At 38.4% G+C, this 19,276-nt stretch carries 19 protein-coding genes; 16 read left to right on the forward strand and 3 right to left on the reverse strand.

Going from position 1 to position 19,276, the window contains the following annotated elements; genetic code table 11:
- The 7 genes from HMPREF0013_RS18390 to HMPREF0013_RS18420 all read left to right on the forward strand — a co-directional run.
- Nucleotides 1-887, forward strand: an 887-nt coding sequence (locus tag HMPREF0013_RS18390; protein WP_029767077.1) for a multicopper oxidase domain-containing protein, incomplete at its 5' end; no start/stop codon positions are given.
- On the forward strand, nt 874-1,803 hold the full coding sequence (locus tag HMPREF0013_RS18395; protein WP_001260874.1) for a copper resistance protein B: 930 nt from the start codon (nt 874-876) through the stop codon (nt 1,801-1,803). The genes HMPREF0013_RS18390 and HMPREF0013_RS18395, both read left to right, overlap by 14 nt.
- Before the next feature lie 45 nt (nt 1,804-1,848).
- Nucleotides 1,849-2,310: a hypothetical protein gene (locus HMPREF0013_RS18400; protein WP_000771473.1), complete on the forward strand. Its 462-nt coding sequence runs from the start codon at nt 1,849-1,851 to the stop codon at nt 2,308-2,310.
- Between the two features lie 77 nt (nt 2,311-2,387).
- On the forward strand, nt 2,388-3,692 hold the full coding sequence (locus HMPREF0013_RS18405) for a TolC family protein (protein ID WP_001028920.1): 1,305 nt from the start codon (nt 2,388-2,390) through the stop codon (nt 3,690-3,692).
- Nucleotides 3,692-5,182, forward strand: coding sequence for an efflux RND transporter periplasmic adaptor subunit (locus HMPREF0013_RS18410; protein WP_000945698.1), 1,491 nt, complete (start codon nt 3,692-3,694; stop codon nt 5,180-5,182). Before HMPREF0013_RS18405 ends, HMPREF0013_RS18410 begins: the two co-directional genes overlap by 1 nt.
- A 14-nt stretch (nt 5,183-5,196) precedes the next feature.
- Complete coding sequence (locus tag HMPREF0013_RS18415; RefSeq protein WP_000561666.1) at nt 5,197-8,343, forward strand: efflux RND transporter permease subunit; 3,147 nt, start codon at nt 5,197-5,199, stop codon at nt 8,341-8,343.
- 33 nt (nt 8,344-8,376) lie between these two features.
- Nucleotides 8,377-8,739, forward strand: a complete 363-nt coding sequence (locus HMPREF0013_RS18420; protein ID WP_000911302.1) for a copper-binding protein — start codon at nt 8,377-8,379, stop codon at nt 8,737-8,739.
- 71 nt (nt 8,740-8,810) lie between these two features.
- On the opposite strand, the gene feoB is transcribed toward HMPREF0013_RS18420, so the two are convergent.
- From feoB to HMPREF0013_RS18435, 3 genes are read right to left on the reverse strand one after another with little or no spacing between them, the layout of a single operon-like run.
- Complete coding sequence (feoB, locus tag HMPREF0013_RS18425; RefSeq protein ID WP_001086233.1) at nt 8,811-10,640, reverse strand: ferrous iron transporter B; 1,830 nt, start codon at nt 10,638-10,640, stop codon at nt 8,811-8,813.
- Nucleotides 10,630-10,890: a FeoA family protein gene (locus HMPREF0013_RS18430; protein ID WP_001048218.1), complete on the reverse strand. Its 261-nt coding sequence runs from the start codon at nt 10,888-10,890 to the stop codon at nt 10,630-10,632. The genes feoB and HMPREF0013_RS18430 overlap by 11 nt, the downstream gene beginning before the upstream one ends.
- An 11-nt stretch (nt 10,891-10,901) precedes the next feature.
- Nucleotides 10,902-12,209: a cation transporter gene (locus HMPREF0013_RS18435; RefSeq protein ID WP_000537300.1), complete on the reverse strand. Its 1,308-nt coding sequence runs from the start codon at nt 12,207-12,209 to the stop codon at nt 10,902-10,904.
- Between the two features lie 75 nt (nt 12,210-12,284).
- Between HMPREF0013_RS18435 and cadR the strand changes: the two genes are divergently transcribed.
- From cadR to HMPREF0013_RS18480, 9 genes are all read left to right on the forward strand, one after another.
- Nucleotides 12,285-12,677, forward strand: a complete 393-nt coding sequence (gene cadR / locus HMPREF0013_RS18440; protein ID WP_000480874.1) for a Cd(II)/Pb(II)-responsive transcriptional regulator — start codon at nt 12,285-12,287, stop codon at nt 12,675-12,677.
- Between the two features lie 224 nt (nt 12,678-12,901).
- Nucleotides 12,902-13,336 carry an arsenate reductase (glutaredoxin) gene (arsC, locus tag HMPREF0013_RS18445; RefSeq protein WP_000213577.1) on the forward strand — a complete coding sequence of 145 codons (435 nt, stop codon included), beginning with the start codon at nt 12,902-12,904 and terminating at the stop codon, nt 13,334-13,336.
- A 55-nt stretch (nt 13,337-13,391) separates the two neighbouring features.
- Nucleotides 13,392-13,715, forward strand: coding sequence for a metalloregulator ArsR/SmtB family transcription factor (locus HMPREF0013_RS18450; protein ID WP_000373080.1), 324 nt, complete (start codon nt 13,392-13,394; stop codon nt 13,713-13,715).
- A gap of 6 nt (nt 13,716-13,721) precedes the next feature.
- Entirely contained in the window at nt 13,722-14,195 is a 474-nt protein-coding gene (locus HMPREF0013_RS18455) for an arsenate reductase ArsC (protein WP_000670223.1), read from the forward strand.
- 7 nt (nt 14,196-14,202) lie between these two features.
- The gene (gene arsB, locus HMPREF0013_RS18460; RefSeq protein WP_000068658.1) at nt 14,203-15,243 is read left to right on the forward strand and encodes an ACR3 family arsenite efflux transporter; all 1,041 of its coding nucleotides are present in this window, start codon (nt 14,203-14,205) and stop codon (nt 15,241-15,243) included.
- Between the two features lie 4 nt (nt 15,244-15,247).
- Nucleotides 15,248-15,952 (forward strand): arsenical resistance protein ArsH, encoded by a 705-nt coding sequence (arsH, locus tag HMPREF0013_RS18465; RefSeq protein ID WP_001052988.1) that lies wholly within the window; start codon nt 15,248-15,250, stop codon nt 15,950-15,952.
- 18 nt (nt 15,953-15,970) lie between these two features.
- Nucleotides 15,971-16,924, forward strand: coding sequence for a thioredoxin-disulfide reductase (trxB, locus tag HMPREF0013_RS18470; protein WP_001191832.1), 954 nt, complete (start codon nt 15,971-15,973; stop codon nt 16,922-16,924).
- A gap of 104 nt (nt 16,925-17,028) precedes the next feature.
- On the forward strand, nt 17,029-18,096 hold the full coding sequence (locus HMPREF0013_RS18475) for an ArsO family NAD(P)H-dependent flavin-containing monooxygenase (RefSeq protein ID WP_002132853.1): 1,068 nt from the start codon (nt 17,029-17,031) through the stop codon (nt 18,094-18,096).
- Nucleotides 18,097-18,392: 296 nt separating this feature from the next.
- A complete protein-coding gene (locus HMPREF0013_RS18480) occupies nt 18,393-19,211 on the forward strand; it encodes a hypothetical protein (RefSeq protein WP_000835370.1) in 819 nt (272 codons plus the stop codon).
- The last annotated feature ends 65 nt before the right edge of the window (nt 19,212-19,276 follow it).

Here is a 19,276-nt window from a genome sequence, read left to right on the forward strand (position 1 = left end):
ATGATATGTCTTCAATGAAAGGTATGGATCATGATATGTCTTCAATGAAAGGTATGGATCATGATATGTCTTCAATGAAAGGAATGGATCATGATATGTCTTCAATGAAAGGTATGGATCATGATATGTCTTCAATGAAAGGTATGGATCATGATATGTCTTCAATGAAAGGAATGGACCATGATATGTCTTCAATGAAAGGTATGGATCATGATATGTCTTCAATGAAAGGTATGGATCATGATATGTCTTCAATGAAAGGTATGGATCATGATATGTCTTCAATGAAAGGTATGGATCATGATATGCCTTCAAAAACAGTAAGCTCTTCTGGATCTGATCAAGTGGTTTACGGATGGGCGAATGCATCAACACCAGCTGGTCTAAAAGCACTTCAATATAGTGATTTACAATCTTTAACCCCCCAAAAAGATACCCGTGCTCCAGAACGTGAAATTGAAATCCGCTTAGGTGGAAATATGGAGCGCTATATTTGGACAATTAATGGTAAGAAGTTTAATGAAACTGAACCATTTAAAGTGAAATATGGTGAGCGTATACGCTTGAAATTTGTTAACGATAGTATGATGGCTCATCCAATGCATTTACATGGCATGTTTATGCAACTGGAAAATGGCCAAGATCCTAGCAATATGCCGAATAAACATACAGTAATTGTTCCACCAGGTAAAACAGTTACAACTTTATTAACGGCTGATGAGTTAGGTGAATGGGCTATCCATTGCCATTTGCTCTATCACATGTCTGCTGGAATGATGAATAAACTTATTGTGGCAAATGTCGATAGTAATAGTACTGATTCGAAAGATGTTGTTGCTCAACCTAATACTAATGATAAGGGGGTAAATCAACATGCGCACCACTAAAAAAATATATTCTAAGACATTTTTATCTATAGCTTTAATTGGATTATCAGGTGTAGCTTTTGCAAATGATACTGCTGTTCAAAGCATGGATAGTAGTACTAAATCCTCTCAGTCCGAGAGTATGAAAATGCTGTTAAAAGAGCCTGGTGGATTAGGTTATGTTGATCGTAATACTTACCAAAATTCAACTTCTGGTAATGATGGAGATAATGGTATAGGCCTGGAAGCCGAAACTTCTAATAACCGAAATCATGATAAACATCTGAAAGAACATGGTGGACAAGTTTTCCAAATGACTAAGTTTGAGAATGAGTGGACTGTGGATGAAGATGGCAAAGGTGCTTTAGGATCGAAAATTGAAACATTGATAGGTACAGATGAAAATCGCCTATTTATTGAAGCAAATTTGGATAAAGCAGAAAGTCATGATCCAAAATATGATGTATCTGCGCTTTATAGCCGTAATGTAGCACCCTTTTGGGATGTACAGGCTGGGGTGAGATACAGTGAAGATAAAAATAACAGCAACAGCGATCGGGTTGATGGTGTTGTTGGCGTGTTGGGATTAGCTCCATATTTCTTTGAAACCCAAGCTTATTTGTACGGTGGTGAGAATAATTTTTGGGGGGCAAGCTTAGAAGTCGAGCGTGATTTCCTGTTAACCCAGAAATTGATCACACAACCTTATCTTGAAGTAGATGCTGTATTTAGCGATGATTCTAACTATGCTGCAAAATCAGGTTTGTCTGAACTAAAAACCGGTATTAAAACCCGATATGAAGTCACTAAAAGAGTCAGACCTTTTGTGGATGTTGCTTACCAATATGAAAAAGGACAAAAAGCAACTAACGTGCAAGAAGCAACTGAGTCCGAAAAAGGATGGAAATATGGTGCAGGCATCGAATTGGTATTTTAAAATACTATAACTTGAAATCATGAATAGTAGTTTCGGCTACTATTCATGAAATTGTTGCTATTACGATTCAATTCTGTAAAACTAAAAAAGCTTAAAATTTGGTCTATGTCTATGCAGTGGTTAAAAACATGCCTATCGCTGTTTTTATCGTTTGCTATCCTGTTAGTAGGATCGGCTGCTGTTGCCTCGTCTGTACATAAACGATGTTTAATGCCATCTGAACAGATGCAATCCATGCAAATGGAAGAGTCGAAAAATCAGAATATGATGCATACTGATTGTATGAAAGGAGAAGCAAAGTCCAAAAAAACTCTGCATGATCCATCCTGTCTGTCTGAACAAGATTGCATTATGTCTTTTACCAAGCTTGTATATGCTAATGACGTTCAGGGTATTTTGCACTCAATGGTTTCCTTTCCTATAGAGCGCTCAGCTTTTTACTCTTTAGATCAAAATCTTCCTTCTCCATACCCTTCGGGTTTATGGAAGCCTCCACGCTCTAACTAATTTGATAGTCCTCTATCATTCATAGAATTTTCTATGAATGTTCTGCGCGTGCGCGTAAACATTTTAGAGCAAAAAATATGAATATTTATAAAGAAAAGCAATCTCATCGTAAGAGATGGCCAATAGCTACTATCTGTTTCTGTCTGGTCTATGGTCAGGCTTATGCTGAGCCATTAACTTTGAATACAGCTATGAAGCTTGCTGAGCAATATGCACCTACCCTAAGAGCAAATAGTGCAAGGATTGAAGGGGCTGAAAATATGGTTTCAGCTTCAGGTATTTTACCCAACCCTAAATTATTTGTAGGTTTAGATAATTACCCTGTATCCGGCGATGCCGCATGGTCAGTCACACGCGAAGGTATGACTATGCAAAAAATTGGCGTGATGCAAGATTTTCCAAATCGTGCCAAAAGACAAGCTGAGGTCGATTTAGCAAAAGCTGAACTAGGTTCGGCCAATGCTCAAACTGAGATTCTGCGTATTGAGGTACGTCAGAAAGTCGCATCTGCTTGGCTTAAGCGCTTTTATCTTGAACGTAAATTAGCACTATATGATGAACTGTTTTCAGAGAATCGATTACTTTCTCAAATTACTCAAACACAGGTCATCTCTGGTCGTACAATCATTGCCGATGCACTTGATCCAAGACAAGAAGCCACGGTATTGCTTGACCAGAAGGATGATTTACTTCGTGATTTAAATAAAGCCAAGTTAGAGTTGCATCGGTTAGTCAGTGCAGAACCTACTGAAAATCTCTCTCAAATTGAAACCTTACCTGACCAAGCACCATCTATCTACCTTGATACATCAAAGCTATATCATCATTTGCATCAACATCCTGAATTAAAAGCATTTCAGGCAGAAAAGCAAACTGCTGAAGCAAAACTGAAGCAAGCTCAGGCTTTACAGAAACCAGATTGGGGTATTGAACTTGCTTATCAGCATCGAGCACCCGAATTTGGCGATATGATCGGGGTGCAACTAACAACAGAGCTTCCTGTCTTTTCAAAAAGACGTAGTAGTCCACTCATTCAGGCAGCTTTAGCCGAACAAAACAGGATTACCGCCGATCAAGAAGTCCAATACCGTGACCATCTCACTATGCTAGATGATGGGTTATCCGATCTTGATGCACTTGATCAGCAAATTAGACGTGCGATGCAAACAAGTATTCCACTCGCTAAACAAAAAGTGGGTTTACAGTTGGCAAGCTATCAAGCAGGTAAAAGTAATTTGTCTAATGTTATTGCTGCTCGACAAGCTCTTTTAGAACAGCGTTTGCGTCTCATTGATCTCCAACAGCAACAGGCTGTGACTAAAGCCCAACTTTATTATGCCTTTGAAGAACCGACCTTAAACCATGTTGAGGGGCAGCCATAATGTTAAGAAATAAATTAGCAGTTACTGTCATGGGCGTTGCGGTAATTAGTCTGGCTGCGGGTGGTGGTGCTGGATACTGGATTGCACATCAGAAATACAATCCTCAATCAGGTCCGCAACAGGCTGCCAAAGTGTTGTATTGGTACGACCCAATGAAGCCTGAACAGCATTTTGATAAACCGGGGAAATCGCCATTTATGGACATGCAACTGGTTCCTAAATATGCAGATGAAAATACTACGATGACTGAAGACAGTTATCCTGCGGTTAAGATTGATCCATCCCTCCAACAAAATTTAGCAATTCGTTATGCTTCAGTCGAACAAGCTGTGATGGGAAATACTTTGTTAACCAATGGTATATTGCAGACCAATGAACGACAGGTAGCTATTTTACAAACAAGAGCAAGTGGTTTCGTCCAACGAGTGTACGGACATGCTGTTGGGGATATGGTGACGCAAGGCAGTCCCATAGCTGATATTTCAATACCTGAATGGACAGGAGAACAAACTGAATTTCTAGCTGTACTCCGAACAAGAGATCGTTCTCTTATTCAGGCAAGCCGACAACGTTTACAGCTTTTAGGAATCCCACAAAATGTGATTAATCAAGTCGAGCGGACACATCGAGTGCAATCCAATATGACTTTAAGTGCACCTGTAAGTGGATTTATTGATTCGTTAGAAGTCCGCAATGGAATGGCTTTAGCTATGGGGCAAACGCTTGTCACCATCAAGGGGATAAGCCCAATCTGGTTAGAAGCATCTGTTCCAGAAGCACAAATTGCCGGGATAAAACGGGGAATGAAAGTTGAAGCTACTTTTGTTGCATATCCTCAAATAGTGTCCGGTAAAGTCATTGATATTTTACCAACTTTGGATAGCACGAGTAGAACCATAAAAGTTCGTATTGAGTTGCCCAATAGAGAGGGATTGCTCAAGCCGGGAATGTTTGCTTCCGTTAAATTCTCCAACAACCCACAAAGCAATTTAGTTATACCAGAGCAAGCTGTTATACGTACAGGTACTCGGAACGTTGTCATTGTGGGACATGAGCAAGGGCGTTTTGAACCTGTTGTAGTACAGTTAGGTCAAAGTGATGGCAATAAAATTGCAATTCTAAAAGGGTTGAAAGCTGGTCAGAAGGTGGTAATTTCAGGGCAATTCCTGATTGATTCTGAAGCAAATTTACAAGGTGTATTGGATAAGCTGAACACTGGACAATCGAAGACTTCATCTCAAGTGGTTAAGACATCAATATATCAAGGCATTGGTAAAGTTGAAAAAGTCACAGCTCAAGACATTACCATTTCACATCAGGCGATTCCTGAGTTGGGTTGGGGGGCTATGACTATGAGCTTTAAACAACCAGTGCAACCATTTACCCAAATTCAGCAAGGCGATCAGGTCCGTTTTAGTTTTACACATGCTAGAGATACTTACGTTATTTCTGACATTTCCAAGATGTCTATGACATCTATGAAGAACTAAACGGGAGGACGATTATGATTGCCCGTATTATTCGTTTTTCAATTGCAAATCGTGTATTTGTCCTGTTGGCCGCTTTAATTCTGGCTGCTTGGGGAACTTGGGCCGTAAAGAATACTCCGGTCGATGCATTACCAGATTTGTCTGATGTACAAGTAATTATTCGAACTAATTTTTCTGGTCAGGCACCACAAATTGTTGAAAATCAGGTGACCTACCCTTTAACAACAACCATGTTATCGGTGCCCGGTGTTAAAACTGTTCGCGGTTATTCTTTTTTTGGTGACTCATTTGTTTATGTCATCTTTGATGAACATACTGACCTTTACTGGGCCCGTTCTCGTGTATTGGAGTATCTAAATCAAATTCAAGGGAAAATGCCTGCAAATGCGAAATCTTCATTGGGACCAGATGCCACTGGCGTTGGTTGGGTTTATGAATATGCATTAGTAGACCCAACAGGACAGCATGATCTTTCGGAGCTGAGAAGCATACAAGACTGGTTTTTAAAGTATGAACTGAAGACATTACCTAACGTGGCTGAAGTTGCCACAATTGGGGGAATGGTTAAGCAATATCAGGTTGTCTTAGACCCAAGCAAGATGGCTACTTTAGGTGTCACACAAAACAATGTCATTGAGGCGATTCAAAAAGCTAATCAGGAAACTGGTGGTTCAGTTCTGGAAATGGCTGAAACGGAATATATGGTGCGGGCTTCTGGTTATTTAAAAACTTTAGATGATTTTCGCCAAATTCCTTTACGAACAAATAGTTTCGGTGTTCCTGTTTCTTTAGGTGATGTTGCAACTATTCAACTTGGTCCAGAAATGCGTCGTGGCATCAGTGAATTGAATGGGCAAGGTGAAACGGTTGGGGGTGTCGTGATTTTACGAGCAGGTAAAAATGCACGTGAAACGATTACTGCTGTGAAAGCGAAGCTAGCTGAATTACAACAAAGTCTACCGAAAGGTGTACAAGTTGTTCCTGTATATGATCGCAGTCAATTGATTGATAGAGCAGTAGAAAATCTCAGCCATAAATTAATTGAAGAGTTTATTGTGGTGGCTTTAGTCTGTGGACTATTCCTCTGGCATTTACGTTCAGCAATGGTGGCTATTGTTTCTTTGCCGCTTGGGATTTTATCTGCTTTCTTGGTGATGCATTATCAAGGGCTAAATGCCAATATCATGTCGTTGGGTGGTATTGCTATCGCGATTGGCGCTATGGTCGATGCCGCAATTGTAATGGTTGAAAATGCACATAAGCATATCGAAACTTGGCAACACGAACATCCTGAGCAAGTCTTGGAAGCACAAGTCCGTTGGAACATCATTACACGTTCTGCCAGTGAGGTCGGGCCAACTTTATTTTTCTGTCTACTCATCATTACCTTATCCTTCATTCCTATTTTTACTTTACAGGCACAAGAAGGTCGCTTGTTCTCACCACTGGCATTTACTAAAACCTATGCAATGGCAGCAGCAGCAGGTTTATCCATTACCTTGATTCCCGTTTTAATGGGTTATTGGATTCGAGGGAAATTACCTTCTGAACAGCGTAATCCACTGAACCGTTTTCTGATCAAAATATACAGCCCTATGTTGGATAAGGTTTTAGCTCATCCAAAGACAATTTTACTTGGTGCATTGCTAATTTTCCTTATTAGTCTTTTCCCTTTAACACGGTTAGGTGGGGAGTTTCTACCCAATATGGATGAAGGTGATTTACTGTATATGCCTTCAGCTTTACCGGGATTGTCCGCAGCAAAAGCTTCTGAGCTACTCCAACAGACTGATCGAATGATTAAAACCGTTCCTGAAGTTGCAACAGTATTCGGTAAAGCTGGTCGCGCAGAGTCAGCCACAGATTCTGCACCATTAGAAATGTTTGAAACCACGATTCAGTTCAAACCACGGTCTGAATGGCGTTCAGGTATGACACCTGACAAATTGATAAAAGAACTAGATAAGGCAGTCCAAGTACCGGGTTTAACAAACATTTGGGTGCCACCTATCCGTAACCGGATTGATATGTTGGCAACTGGGGTGAAAAGTCCAATCGGGATTAAGGTTTCAGCAAATGATCTGCAAGATATTGATCGGGTAGCACAGCAAATTGAACAAGTGGCTAAACAGGTGCCCGGTGTTAGTTCAGCTTTAGCTGAACGGCTCACAGGTGGTCGATATGTTGATGTTGATATTAACCGTATGCAGGCTGCGCGATATGGTCTCAATATTAAAGATGTACAGCAAATCGTCTCATCAGCGATTGGCGGGGAAAATATTGGTGAAACTGTTGAAGGCTTGGCACGGTATCCCATTAATGTACGTTACCCACGAGAGATTCGAGATTCACTGGAAGCCTTAAGAAATTTACCGATTCTAACTGAATCTGGTCAACAAATAGTCTTGAGTAGTGTTGCTAATATTCAAATTACAGATGGGCCGCCAATGCTTAAAAGTGAGAATGCCCGTCCAAGTGGTTGGATCTATGTCGATGTACAAGGACGTGACTTAGCTTCGGTTGTACAAGATTTGAAGCAGGCCATAGACCAAAAAGTAAAACGTTCTTCTGCCATGAGCATTAGCTATTCAGGACAGTTTGAGTTCATGGAGCGTGCGAATGCTCGCTTAAAAGTTGTTATTCCAATTACTTTGATGATCATTTTTCTATTGCTCTATTTGATTTTTAGGCAAGTACAAGATGCTGTTCTGATTATGGCAACACTACCTTTTGCCTTGATTGGTGGTATTTGGGCTATGTACTTGAGTGATTATCACTTTTCGGTTGCGATTGCTGTTGGTTTTATTGCACTTGCTGGTGTTGCCGCAGAGTTTGGTGTAGTCATGTTGTTCTATTTAAAGCAAGCAATTGAGCATGCACAGCAAAGCCTATCTTCTTCAACGGCATCCTTAACAGAGCAACAACTCAATAAGGCAATTCATACAGGAGCCGTGCTACGTGTTCGCCCTAAAGCAATGACAGTCGCTGTCATTTTGGCGGGGTTAATCCCTATTCTGTTGGGGACTGGAACAGGTTCTGAATTAATGAGTCGTATTGCTTTACCTATGGTTGGGGGGATGATTTCAGCCCCTCTCTTATCTATGTTTGTTATCCCTGCGGCATATCAGCTTTTAATCAAAAGAAAACTATCAAAGAATTGATAGTTTTATTATTTCGTCAAAAGAGGTTTTATTATGTTGAAATTTATGAAAATTGTGGCTCTTGTTGCAACTGTTGCTGCGTTAAGTGCATGTAGCAAAAATGAGGCATCAGAGCAAAAGAAAGCGGAAGCACCGATGGAGCAGATGAGTAAAGAGTCATCTACAGTTGCAACAGCTCAAGCTGTTGGTGTGATTACTGCTATTGATACGAAAGAAAATATTCTAACACTCGACCATGAAGCAATTCCTGCAATTAAATGGCCTGCAATGACCATGGGCTTTAAAGTTGCAGATCCAGCATTATTGAATGGTTTAACTGTAGGGGAAAAGGTTGACTTCGAATTAAAAATAGAGGGTGAGAGTCAGATTATTGTTGCTGTGAAAAAAAGCTCATAATCAGTTTGATACTTAAAAGAAAAATGGATGCGAAGGCATCCATTTTTCTTTATGAAATATTCTTATTTTGATTAAAGTCTACTAATAAGCTGATATGTAATGAAGGCAAAGAAATACGCAAGCCCAAATAAGTAAGTCGCCATAATAACAGGCTGTTTCCAGCTACCAGTTTCACGACGAATGGTCGCTAATGTTGCAAGACAATGTGGTGCGAAAATGTACCAAACTAATAATGACATCCCTGTAGCTAGCCCCCAACCATCAGGACCAGAGATTTGACTCAACAATGTTTGAGTTACAGTATCTTCATCTCCAGACATAGCATAAATTACACCTAAAGCAGCAATGACAACTTCCCTTGCAGCCATAGCAGGAATTAATGCGATACAGATTTCCCAAGTAAAGCCAATAGGTGCAAATATAGGCTGAATAATGTGTCCAAGTTGTCCAGCTAAACTATAGTTGATAGCAGGCATCGTGGCATGCTCAGGTGGTTGAGGGAACGTAACCAACACCCAAAGCAATATAGATAATGCTACGATAATACCACCAACTCTTTTTAGAAAGATCGTAGCTCGATCATAAAGTCCTAATGCAACGTTTCGAATATCTGGCAATCGATAAGTAGGCAACTCAAAGATAAAAATACTTTCTGTTTTATCTTTTCTAACTAGTTTCAAAAATAAAGAAACACATAATGCTGAAACAATTCCAGCCATATATAGTCCAAAAAGAACTAAACCTTGTAGGCTCAACCAACCATAAACTAATTTGTTTGGAATGAATGCCGCAATTAGCAAAGCATAAACAGGTAATCTTGCAGAACAAGTCATTAATGGCGCAATCATAATGGTTGCTAGACGATCTCTTTCCGAACTAATGCTTCGTGTTGCCATGACACCAGGAATAGCACAGGCAAAACTAGACAATAGTGGAATAAAGGAACGTCCACTTAAACCAGCTTTGGACATTAATTTATCCAAAAGGAATGCTGCTCGTGGCAAATAACCTGATTCTTCTAAAATTAAAATAAAGAAGAATAAGATAAGGATCTGCGGCATATAAGCCAAAACACTACCCGATCCAGCGATTACCCCATCAACAATAAGACTTCTAAGTAATGGATGAGTAATAAGCGGGCCAATTGTATTACCTAACCAAGCAATTGCATTTTCAATTAATGAGATAAAAGGTTGTGCCCAGATAAAAACGGCTTGGAACATGACAAACATGGTAAGCGTTAGGATGACTAAACCAAGTACAGGATGTAAGAAAATTTTATCCAAGAAAGCTGTTCTTGCATCACCGTTATCATTTTTTAAAATTACCTGTTTAGTAATATTTTTAATCTGATCAAAATGATTCAGATCAGAATGATAAGGAGTGACAAATAGATTTTTTTGATCTAATTGATTTAGTAGTTCTTGCACGCCTTTAGTTTTAACGGCAACAGCCTCAATAACAGGGATACCCAACAATTCTGATAGCTTATTAATATCTATCGAAATACCACGCTTTTTGACCTCATCCATCATATTTAAAACAAGAAGCATTGGTCGATTCAATGCCCTTATTTCAAGCACAAGACTTAAATGTAAATGTAAATTAGTGGCATCAACCACACATACATATATATCAGGTAGAACCTCACCCTCAAGCTCACCTAAGCATACAGCCCTTGTTACCTCTTCATCTAGACTCGTAGGCTTTAAGCTGTATGTGCCGGGCAAATCTAAAACTCGAACTGATTCACCAGAAGGTAGTTTAAAAAAACCTTCTTTCCGCTCAACAGTAACACCAGCATAATTAGCTACTTTTTGACGAGTACCTGTTAAAGTATTAAAGAGAGATGTTTTCCCACAATTTGGGTTACCAATAAGTGCAATATTTTTACTGTTCATTTGAAACAATCTCTACAAAAATTCGTTCAGCTTCATTCTTTCTTAACGCAAATCGAGAAGTTTCAATTTGAACCAATACTGGATCACCACCGAAAAGTCCCTTAGCTAGAACTTGTAAAGTTTCACCAATTCTGAAACCTAACAATTCAAGTCGTTCGAGAACTGGATCATTTTTATCTAAATATTGGTTACCTTTTTTTAGGTCAACAATTTTGACAAATTCGTTTGGTTTAACTTGGAATAAATTCATTTTTAATACTCTTATTTCAATGCCAAAATTTTTCGAGCACCGTTAAGTACGAAAAGTGAAACAATTATTCCTATAACAAGATCTGGATATGCGGAACCTGTCAAAGCAACTAGTATCCCTGCACAAATCACACCAAAATTGACTATGATATCATTGGATAAAAAGACCCAACTAGCCTTCATGTGTGCACCATCATTTTTTTGATGAGACATTAGGTATATACAATAAAAATTGGCAATTAGCGCTAAAGCAGCAATTCCAATCATCAAGAAAGACTCTGGCTCACTACCATAAATGAACCGACGCACAACATCTACAATTACAGAAGTAGCGAGAATTAACTGTAACCAGCCTGAAAGATGCGCTGCTTTTAATTGTTTTTTTACACTTTTACCAACAACAAACAGTGCTATACCAAACACTGTGGCATCAGCAAGCATATCCAATGAGTCAGCAATCAAGCCTGTAGAGGCAGCTACCAAACCACTGATAAACTCTATAAAGAATAATAGGAGATTAATCGCTAAAAGAATTTTTAAAACTTTTGCTTGTTCAGACGTATCTGCTTTTTCAGGCATTTCACCCACAGAGGCAGCGGTACTTTCAAGTTTGGCTCCAAAACCAAGTGCTTCAAGTTTGCTAGTAATTTCATTAAGACCATCATTATGAAAAACTTTTAATTTCCGATTAGGTAAATCAAATATTAGTCCTTTGACCTCACTCACTGGAGACAATGCCATACGAACCATTTGCTCCTCAGCAGAGCAATCCATTTTCGGAATCAGAAACGTACTGATTTCTTTTGCATGCTCTTTATTTACATAGGCTTCAGTTTTATTTAATTTAGCGCCAAACCCAAGAGCTTCAAGTTTTGCAGTGATTTCATTACTTTCACCATTATGCATAACTTTTAGGTTTCGATTCGGCAAATCAAAAACTAGCCTCTTAACATTTACCAAAGAAGATAAAGTCATCCGAACCATTTGTTCCTCTGCGGAACAATCCATTTTAGGGATTTTATAGTCACTGATGAAAGTCGCTACACCCTCATTATCACTGATTATCTCAGGTGAACTTATTGAATCTGGGGTGCAACATGAGTTTGACTGCGTAGAACATGGCTGAGTACTAGCACAAGAATCTTTTTCATCTGGCTTAGATTGTTGTGGTACTTCATTACCACAACAAGAGCTTTTACTTTCTTCAGCAGTTAAATCTTTACTGTTACCAGAATTTGTTTCTGATTCATTTTGATTTTGCTTAGTGTCTTCACAAGAACTTTCTTTATTACAACCGCAACCACTCATTGATGTGCCCATAGTCATATCTTTACTTATTGCATATTAAAATCTCTATAGCTACTATAGAGTCAAGTTGGATTTTGAGTATTTCTAATGTTTATGAAGATAGGAGAGCTCTCTGAGAAAACGTCGTGCTCAGTACTGACAATACGGTTTTATGAAAAAGAAGGTTTAATCCCGCAACCTGATCGAACTCAAGGTAACTATAGACTATATACTGAAGATTACATTGATCGGTTGAAATTCATTGTGAATTGTCGTTCTTTGAATATGAACTTAATTGAAATCAAAAAATTACTAAATTATAAGGATCTGCCTAATCTAAATTGTTCTGATGTGAATGAGCTTATCGATTCACATATTAACGATGTAGAGGAAAATATTCGGAATCAGCAGAAACTCATACAGCAGCTATTAGAAATAAGAAAGACTTGTGATGGGTTATGTACAGTGGACAAATGTGGTGTACTGAAGAAGTTAGCCTGAATAAAAAGTTAGTGATCACATTTGTTTCTCAAACTTACTGATACGTATATTGGCTTATTTAATATTATTGCTAAATTCTTAATCTAAAATGAATTGTTTACAGCAGTTTTTCAAATTTAACTAGCTTATTTAATGGATTGTATTTTGCAGACCATCATATATGAAGTTGCATATATATGCTAATTCATATATAAAGATATTAATATATTAGAGGTCCCAGTTTCATGACAACTTCATTAGATGTAAAGATTTATCACAATCCTGCTTGTGGCACCTCTCGGAATACTTTGGCTTTGATTCGCAATACAGGAATTGAACCAACCGTTATTGAATATCTCATTACACCACCTAGTCATGACGAATTAGTTAAATTGATTCAGGATGCAAACTTAACAGTAAGAGAGGCTATTCGTCAGAATGTAGATCCTTATCGGGATTTACAGCTTGATCGTAGTGATTTGAGTGATGAACAACTACTCAGTTTTATGCTTGAACATCCTATTTTGATTAATCGACCATTTGTTGTTACTGAATTAGGTACTCGCTTAAGTCGTCCTTCAGAAGTTGTCTTGGATATTCTGCCATTACCACAAAAAGGTGCTTTCACTAAAGAAGATGGTGAACAAGTGATCGACGAAAATGGTCAGAGAGTAAATTAAAAAATTTAGTTCTTGTATGTGATTATCTGCATATCCAAATTTATAGGTAGCAAAGATGGATCAAGTTAATTTTTTTAAATGCTTATCAGATGAAACCCGTCTCAATATTGTCACTTTAATTGCTGAGAATAAAGAACTCTGTGTTTGTGATCTGACAGAAAAGCTACAACTGAGTCAACCAAAGATTTCTAGGCATTTAGCTTTATTACGCTCTTCTGGTCTCTTACAAGACAGACGACAAAGCCAATGGGTGTACTACAGCATTAATCAACAACTTCCAGCATGGTGTTTTGAAATTCTAGATACTTTAAAAAAAACATCATCTAGTCAAGTTGTAAGCAATACCAACACGCTTTCTATAAATAGTTATTGTGAGTAATAGATTATGAAATTCCTTTTTTTGTGTACTGGAAATAGTTGTCGTAGCATTTTGTCTGAAGTGCTTTTTAACAGTCGTGCTCCTCATGACTGGAAAGCATACAGTGCAGGTAGTAAGCCATCAGGACAGGTGCATCCATTGACTATTGAAACTTTGGAAAACCTTGGTCTTTCAACAGAAGGTTTATGGAGTAAAACCATTGATGACTGTGAGCAATATAAACCTGATGTAGTGATTACTGTGTGTGATTCAGCAGCTCAAGAAGCTTGTCCTCTTTATTTGGGGGGAGCGATCAAGGCACATTGGGGCTTGGCTGATCCATCACATTTAGACTTGCCTAAAGAGGAAAAATTAAAAGCTTTCCAAGTGACAGTAGACCATATCAACCGTCGTTTAGATGCTTTATTTGCACTTGATACAGCAAATATGTCTCGTCCTGAATTAATTGCTGCAATCAATCACATATCAGATATTGAATGAGAAAATCATGGCTCAACAAAGACTGTCATTTTTAGATCGTAACCTGACGCTATGGATTTTCATTGCGATGGGGTTGGGGATTGCGATAGGTGTCTTCTTACCTCAAGCTTCCGTTACTTTAGACAAAATGAGTGTGGATTCTGTCAATATTCCAATTGCGATTGGTTTGATTCTGATGATGTATCCACCGTTAGCCAAAGTGGACTATGCAGCTCTACCACAAGTATTTAAAGACAAAAGAACATTAACTTTGTCTTTAGTACAGAACTGGATTATTGCTCCTGTATTAATGTTTGCATTAGCAATTATTTTTTTGCATAGCTATCCAGAGTATATGACTGGACTAATCCTGATCGGATTAGCTCGTTGTATTGCAATGGTTTTAGTTTGGAATGGTTTAGCCTGCGGCGATAACCAATATGTAGCAGCATTGGTTGCATTCAATAGTATCTTTCAGATTTTGTTCTTTAGTACTTATGCTTGGTTATTTCTTACCTTCTTACCACCTTATTTTGGTATTGCTGGGCAAGTAATCAATGTGGATTTTTGGACGATTACCCACGCGGTATTAATTTACTTGGGTATTCCTTTTTTTCTTGGTTTCTTGACCCGTTTGATCTTAGTCAACGCCAAAGGCTTAGAGTGGTACCAAAATGTCTTTTTACCGAAGATCAGTCCATTAAGTCTATTGGCATTACTGTTTACTATTGTTGCTATGTTTAGTCTCAAAGGTGGAGATGTAGTGAGTCTGCCTTTGGATGTAATTCGAATTGCGATTCCATTAACAATTTACTTTATCGTAATGTTCTTCATTAGTTTCTTTATGAGTAAGTGGATGGGTAATGACTACCCAAAAACTACAGCAATTTCATTTACTGCTGCGGGTAATAATTTTGAGTTAGCACTGGCTGTAGCCATTGCAACCTTTGGTTTAGCATCGCCTGTGGCATTTACTACAGTCATTGGGCCATTAGTTGAAGTACCAGTTTTGATTGCTTTGGTCAGTGTCTCTTTATGGCTAAGAAAAAAGTATTTTGAATCGGTGTAAATCTATGAATCTCCCAAATGTTGATATGAATCTTCTTGATCGACCTACTTTAGAGAAAGTTCAAGCTAAAGCACTGGATCATGCACCACGCATCTTATTGTTATATGGCTCGAATCGTGAACGTTCTTATAGTCGTTTAGCGGTGATGGAAGCAGGACGAATCTTGGAGGAGTTTGGTGCTGAGGTGAAAATCTTTCATCCGAAAGGATTGCCTTTGCCAGAAGATGCCGATACTGAACATCCAAAAGTAAAAGAATTGCATGAACTTTTGGCTTGGTCAGAGGGTATGGTTTGGTGTTCACCTGAGCGTCATGGTTCTATGAGTTCTATTTTTAAATCCCAAATCGACTGGATTCCTTTGGCTGGTGGTGCAATACGTGCGACGCAAGGTAAAACTTTAGCACTTATGCAAGTTAGTGGTGGTTCACAATCTTTTAATAGCGTTAACCAGATGCGTATTTTGGGGCGCTGGATGCGGATGATTACAATCCCGAATCAATCTTCAATTCCTAAAGCCTTTTTAGAGTTTGAAGAAGATGGACGTATGAAAGCATCTTCTTATTACGATCGTATAGTAGATGTGATGGAAGAACTCTATAAGTTTACATTACTTACGCGTGGACAAAGCCTGTATCTAACTGATCGATATTCTGAGCGTAAAGAATCTGCTGAAGAATTATCTAAACGTGTTAACCAGCGTAGTCTGTAACACATTGGAGAGAACTAAATGCAAAGTAGACATTCACGTCTGATAATTCTCGGTTCTGGCCCTGCGGGCTATAGTGCAGCTGTCTATGCAGCGCGTGCAAACCTTAAACCTACTTTAATTGCGGGTTTACAACTAGGTGGGCAACTTACAACAACAACCGAAGTTGACAACTGGCCGGGCGATCCTGAAGGTTTAACTGGTCCTGCATTAATGGATCGTATGCAAGCACATGCTGAACGCTTTGGTACAGAACTCGTCTATGACCATATTAACGAAGTGGACTTAAATGTACGTCCTTTTGTTTTAAAAGGTGACATGGAAGAGTACACATGTGACGCTTTGATTATTGCAACTGGTGCTACAGCTCAATATCTTGGCCTAGAGTCTGAACAAAACTTTATGGGACAAGGCGTAAGCGCATGTGCAACATGTGATGGTTTCTTCTACAAAAACCAAAAAGTAATGGTTGTAGGTGGTGGTAACACTGCTGTTGAAGAAGCGCTTTATTTATCAAATATTGCTTCACATGTAACGCTAGTACACCGCCGTGATAGCTTACGTTCTGAAAAGATTTTGCAAGATCATTTATTTGCTAAAGAAAAAGAAGGCAAAATCAGCATTATCTGGAATCACGAAGTTGAAGAAGTATTGGGTGACAATACTGGTGTAACAAGTGTTCGCCTTAAATCAACTCAAGATGAGTCTAAGCAAGACGTAGAGGTTCATGGTCTATTCGTTGCAATTGGCCACAAACCAAATACTGGAATGTTTGATGGTCAATTAAACTTACGTGATGGCTATATCCAAGTACAAAGCGGTACTTCTGGTAATGCAACAGCAACTTCTGTAGCTGGTGTTTTTGCTGCTGGTGACGTCGCTGACAGCATTTATCGTCAAGCGATTACTTCAGCTGGGTCAGGCTGTATGGCTGCTCTAGATGCTGAAAAATATCTAGATCAATTGAACGATTGAAAAGCTAATTCAATCACTTGAAAGTTTTAAGAAATAAGCCCAGTCTGTTAAACAGGCTGGGCTTTTGATTTTGTTTATGACAATAAAGAAGAGGGAGAGATAATTTGTCTCAATTACAAGCTGAAGTAGATGTAGTCATTATTGGTGGTGGACAAGCAGCTCTTGCTACAGCCTATTTTTTAAAACGTAAGAAAATTCCATTTGTGATTTTAGATGACCAAAATCAGGCAGGTGGTGCATGGTTACATGCTTGGGAGTCTTTACGTCTTTTTTCTCCAAATACTTGGAGTTCGTTGTCGGGCTGGATGATGCCAAAAACTGAACAAACTTATCCAACGCGGAATGAGGTGATTCAATACTTATCTGCATACGAACAACGCTATCAATTTCCTGTCATTCGACCTATACATGTTGATCATATTGAGAAAAAAAATGACTGCTTAGATGTATATGCGGGTGATAAATATTGGCGAGCAAAGGCCGTTGTCAGTGCTACAGGTACATGGAGTCAGCCTTATATTCCACATTACGAAGGATTAGAAAGATTTAAAGGAATACAAACCCATTCAGCACATTATGTTAATCCAGAACCTTTTATTAATAAAAAGGTTCTAGTGATAGGAGGAGGTAACTCTGGTGCTCAAATTCTTGCTGAAGTTTCAGAAGTTGCAGACACTATTTGGATCACAGTAAATCCTCCTCAATTTTTATCGGATGATGTTGATGGGCGTGTTTTATTCCTTCGAGCAACAGAACGTTTGAAGGCACAACAGGAGGGACGAATAGTTGATCAATCCATTGGTGGTCTAGGGGATATTGTCATGATTGATAGTGTCAAAGATGCACGTGAACGTGGGGTATTACATAGCAGAGAACCCTTTAAAGCATTTAAAGAATATTCGGTTGTTTGGGAGGATGGTTCAACACAATTGGTTGATGCTGTGATTTGGTGTACAGGCTTCAAAGCATCCCTAAATCACTTAAGGAGTCTAGGAGTGATAGAACCTAATCAGACTGTTGCTGTCAATGATGGGCGTTCAATAAAAATAAACAACCTTTGGCTAGTTGGTTATGGTGAATGGACAGGCATGGCATCGGCAACATTAATTGGGGTTTCTAGAACAGCCAAAGCAGTAGTCGATGAAATAGCTGTTTACTTAGCTATAGATTAAAAATTCTTAAATAAAGGGTGGCTAAAGATATAGAAGGTTTATATATTTTTTATATCAAACACTTATATTTTTTTTTGGTGGTATTGGTTCTAATTTAGTTAGTGATCAATAACTGGAAAATTTTAACTAGACTCTAGTTGCTTAATATAATTCCCAATAAAACTAGTCTACTGTTTATATACTCTTTCATGAGTAAGGAGGTATCTGAGTACTACAAAAGTTGTTATTACTCAGATACCGACAGATTTAATTGAGCTAATTACACTGTAAGCAGAACCAATTACAGAGATGAAATCATGAAGTCTATAGATGAAATAAAAGCTCAAGAGGTATGTGTAGCTATTCTATTAGATAAAAAAGCTACTAATACGCAAGCCAAGATACTTCCTAGTGAAAATATAATCATTGATAGGTTACTTGAGCGTAAAGTTGAGTTACAACATGCTTATAGTGAGTTGTATTCAAAACTAGGGAAATATCATCAAGCCCTCACAAATTTTTTAGATTTGTTAGTAGAAATTACTTCAATGCATAGTCCAGAGGAAGTAATAAAGTCTAGAGCTGCTCAGAAAAAATTGAATGAGATTAATCAGCAAATTTCTATTAAAGCTCATGAATTAGCAGCTCTCCTAGAAACTAGATCCGAGTTAATAAATACTTCTGGCTTTATGACAGATACCCATTATCACATTGGTAATGTAATTCGTGAAGCATCTCAGAATAATCCGTATTTTAGAACATCTTTGCTAGATAAATTAAAGCAACTCCAAGGTCGGTTTGATCTTAAATATTGGCCTCGGTTAGATGATGTAATGAAAGTTATCGCTGAAGATGCAAGAATGGCCGTACCTATTGCTATTGATTCTATTACTGAAGTGGCAACAAGAGGTGAGAGAGCTTCCTTAGTTGATTATTTTAGAGCTTTATTTGAAGCTATTGAATGTAATCGTCAGAAAGAATATGGTTTCTTACCTAATGACTTTAAGTTAACAGATAATACAATTGCTACTTTAGCTAATTGCGCCTTAGCTTTAGAGCCAAAAGAAATGATTGATGGCCTATATGTGAAAAATTTTAGAAGTCGTGAACGCAAACGCATAGGTAGTGACTCCTAATTTTAAATATGTGGACAAGTCTGGATTTGTCCACATACATAAAACAATCTATAGACTACCTATCC

This window comes from Acinetobacter sp. SH024 (genome assembly GCF_000163635.1).
Lineage (GTDB): Bacteria > Pseudomonadota > Gammaproteobacteria > Pseudomonadales > Moraxellaceae > Acinetobacter > Acinetobacter pittii.

Bases quoted from the DNA above. Each gene is read 5' to 3' on its own strand.
- arsB (WP_000068658.1), top strand. From the start codon at position 14,203: ATGGCTCAACAAAGACTGTCATTTTTAGATCGTAACCTGACGCTATGG.
- cadR (WP_000480874.1), top strand. From the start codon at position 12,285: ATGTTTATGAAGATAGGAGAGCTCTCTGAGAAAACGTCGTGCTCAGTA.
- feoB (WP_001086233.1), bottom strand. From the start codon at position 10,640: ATGAACAGTAAAAATATTGCACTTATTGGTAACCCAAATTGTGGGAAA.
- HMPREF0013_RS18430 (WP_001048218.1), bottom strand. From the start codon at position 10,890: ATGAATTTATTCCAAGTTAAACCAAACGAATTTGTCAAAATTGTTGAC.
- arsC (WP_000213577.1), top strand. From the start codon at position 12,902: ATGACAACTTCATTAGATGTAAAGATTTATCACAATCCTGCTTGTGGC.
- HMPREF0013_RS18415 (WP_000561666.1), top strand. From the start codon at position 5,197: ATGATTGCCCGTATTATTCGTTTTTCAATTGCAAATCGTGTATTTGTC.
- HMPREF0013_RS18400 (WP_000771473.1), top strand. From the start codon at position 1,849: ATGAAATTGTTGCTATTACGATTCAATTCTGTAAAACTAAAAAAGCTT.
- HMPREF0013_RS18395 (WP_001260874.1), top strand. From the start codon at position 874: ATGCGCACCACTAAAAAAATATATTCTAAGACATTTTTATCTATAGCT.
- arsH (WP_001052988.1), top strand. From the start codon at position 15,248: ATGAATCTCCCAAATGTTGATATGAATCTTCTTGATCGACCTACTTTA.
- HMPREF0013_RS18450 (WP_000373080.1), top strand. From the start codon at position 13,392: ATGGATCAAGTTAATTTTTTTAAATGCTTATCAGATGAAACCCGTCTC.
- HMPREF0013_RS18480 (WP_000835370.1), top strand. From the start codon at position 18,393: ATGAAGTCTATAGATGAAATAAAAGCTCAAGAGGTATGTGTAGCTATT.
- HMPREF0013_RS18405 (WP_001028920.1), top strand. From the start codon at position 2,388: ATGAATATTTATAAAGAAAAGCAATCTCATCGTAAGAGATGGCCAATA.
- HMPREF0013_RS18410 (WP_000945698.1), top strand. From the start codon at position 3,692: ATGTTAAGAAATAAATTAGCAGTTACTGTCATGGGCGTTGCGGTAATT.
- HMPREF0013_RS18435 (WP_000537300.1), bottom strand. From the start codon at position 12,209: ATGGGCACATCAATGAGTGGTTGCGGTTGTAATAAAGAAAGTTCTTGT.
- trxB (WP_001191832.1), top strand. From the start codon at position 15,971: ATGCAAAGTAGACATTCACGTCTGATAATTCTCGGTTCTGGCCCTGCG.
- HMPREF0013_RS18420 (WP_000911302.1), top strand. From the start codon at position 8,377: ATGTTGAAATTTATGAAAATTGTGGCTCTTGTTGCAACTGTTGCTGCG.
- HMPREF0013_RS18455 (WP_000670223.1), top strand. From the start codon at position 13,722: ATGAAATTCCTTTTTTTGTGTACTGGAAATAGTTGTCGTAGCATTTTG.